The organism is Pseudoalteromonas sp. SG44-17 (assembly GCF_014164235.1).
Classification (GTDB): domain Bacteria; phylum Pseudomonadota; class Gammaproteobacteria; order Enterobacterales; family Alteromonadaceae; genus Pseudoalteromonas; species Pseudoalteromonas rhizosphaerae.
Map to the genome: position 1 here is coordinate 1 of NZ_JACJEV010000073.1, position 2,642 is coordinate 2,642.

Below are 2,642 nucleotides of genomic sequence, written 5' to 3' on the forward strand. Positions count from 1 at the left end.
TAATGCTTCATACCTACCTGTCGCAAATGAGTCTAATGTATTTTCGTCACTTTGGTACACAGTACCAGCACACTCCAGACCTTCATCATGGGTGATTAATGATAAGCGTTGCTCACTCTCATTTAGCCAAATATCCTCAAGCGCAAAAGTCAAAGACTCTAAACCAGGATAAGCAATCGTGTTCGATTGATTCGAATTGCCCTTTTTTATAGTACTTTGTGGTTTCGGTAGTTGCTCTGGCAGAGCAAAAAAGCTGTATGGGAAAAATTCACCTAAGTCCGTATTGGTTAGTTCTAACCCTTTTAACTTCGCAATAGCTGCGGCTTCAAGACACCAATAGCCAAAATAGCCTATTGTTTTGTTACTTTTATGTTGTCCCCACCAATGAGCAGAACGTCGTGATTGATACCATCCTTTTGTGTATTCTTCTAATTTAATTAAAGAGTGACCTTTATCGCAAGAAGAAGCTGCTTCCATTAATTCAGCATACTTTAGTTCTAAATCGCTGTATTTATTTTGCTCTAAACTAATAGGAGTGCTACTTAAAATATAATCGCATAGAGAAAATCGTTTATTATATTCATTTAATTTAGCAAGTAGTTGTGGCTTTTTATCATCAAGTTTATTTAATAAAATTAAAAGTGAGATTAAGCCTAAAAACCTATCTGTACCGTCTAAAGAAGTAAACACTTCATCTATTTCATATCTCTTCATGAAAAATGAAAATGAAGCTTCAACATCACTTTCAATATCAAATAAAGAAAAACCTAAAGAATATTTTGATAAAGCCAATTCAAAATAGTCAGAATAAAGAGCATATTTAAACCTTACCTCTCCTTCTTCACTAAGCTTTTGACTATTGAACAACTCTTCATAGGCAGTTATTTGCTCCGTCCTGGCCAATAACAGTTCATTTAATTTTTGCTCGTTACTTTGTAAGTCTCTAATTCTCATTTTAATCACCGAAAATATCTGCAAATGACTTAACACTTTTATCTACATAGCCATCAGGTTTGAGCTTTTTGTAAGTTACAACTCCACTTTTCGTAATTTTAGCCAAGACAGGTGTATAGTTGCCAAGTATCAACGCCTTCTTTGATGCTGGCAGGTTGGTTTTCTGAAGCCTGTCGTATATCCAGCTTCTACTCATTTGTCTGGTATCGTCCCTACAAGTATTTAAATTACTGCAACCAAATTTAGATTCAACAATAAAATATTTACCATCTTTTTCAAAAATACCATCAATCCCTGGTGCTAATTTTGCGTCTATATCAGTAATTCTATCATGTAATGGTGTGAAACCTCTATTTACCAAGTCATCATCTGTAACCATTTCCCCATAATTTCCCCAACCGTCGGAGTAACCAGACACTGCCTTTTCTGACGTGTATGCTACAAGTAACAACGCATACGCTTTATCATAATTAGCATCATTACTCTTTAGTACAACAGCATTACTTCTTGTGCAATTATTCGGGTTGGGCCAATCAGAAGCATAGAGGAAAAATCCTCCCGAATTAAAAGCAACATAATTTATTTTTCCTGTTTTCACAGGCCCTTTTGCACTGACTGTAGTTGTTAAGCAAAGTAATAAAACAAAAAATATTTTTTCATAAAATAGTTTCCTAGCTAATAACGTTAGAATGACTTTATTCACTGCAATAAAACTGTACTTTATTTTATTAACGTAATAACGCTTTAAATTTAAACACCAACTCACGATTCATAAGGGTCAACTTGAATAACCTTACAATAACCACTGCTATCAGCCGAAGTATAAACCGTCACACCGCGTTTTAAAGTCCAAGCGGTCAGTGTTAATGAGGTCATCGCTGTATTTTCTTGTTTTATTTCCATCCATACTCGGCCGCTAGTACAGTGCTCAGGTACTTCGTTTGCATTAATACGCACAAGTAACCCTGAGCTAATACTGGTAATATTCGTTATTTGCCCACTAACATGACCTTTGCCAATAGCTGCAATTGCATTAGCAGAAATAAAAACACTAATTAATATAAATAATCTAAATAACAATTTATTTAATATCCTGTAAAAATAAAAACTATAATAAAAAACACAAAGAAAGACCTGCCCCTACTCATCTACATCCACTTAAATACTTAGAAACATCATTTTAAACATACAATCACTCCATTAACACGCGGCCGTTTTGTCGTTATTTCTGTAATCATTCCATTAATAGGAATAGAAACTTTGCCATATAACGGGGTTGAGTATTTTTCAATTATTTCGAACTGGTTATCACATAACTCTGTTGCTCTAAAATACCAATGACGTTCAACTTTCTCTAATGTATCTGAGGTACTTCCCAGATAAAACAACGAATAAGTTTCTGCCGCAATTTGCGTTTCAGAATAACCGTAAACTCTACCGCTACCTTCTAAAGATGAATAATGTGAGCTGCATGATGCCAGCAGACACAATAAAATGATTATGTATATATTTTTTAGCTTCAAAAAAAATACTTAAATCTTTTATTCATAACGAATCGACTCCAGCAAACGCTCTATTATAGGTAAGCAGTGTGTTTTATCTTTTTCCATAAAGGTAAACGTTAAACCCATAAAATATTTATCAAATTTTAAAGCGTATACCAAGTAAGAAGTGACTTCAGTTTCGCC

The 2,642-nt window shown here is 34.2% G+C and carries 3 protein-coding genes; all 3 read right to left on the reverse strand.

Features of this window, described 5'->3' with window-relative positions:
- On the reverse strand, window positions 1-954 hold a 954-nt coding region (locus H5182_RS21860), incomplete at its 3' end, for a PoNe immunity protein domain-containing protein (protein WP_182760640.1).
- Window position 955: 1 nt separating this feature from the next.
- Window positions 956-1,657: a hypothetical protein gene (locus H5182_RS21865; protein WP_182760641.1), complete on the reverse strand. Its 702-nt coding sequence runs from the start codon at window positions 1,655-1,657 to the stop codon at window positions 956-958.
- 59 nt (window positions 1,658-1,716) lie between these two features.
- Window positions 1,717-2,034, reverse strand: a complete 318-nt coding sequence (locus H5182_RS21870) for a hypothetical protein (protein ID WP_182760642.1) — start codon at window positions 2,032-2,034, stop codon at window positions 1,717-1,719.
- Window positions 2,035-2,642: the final 608 nt, after the last annotated feature.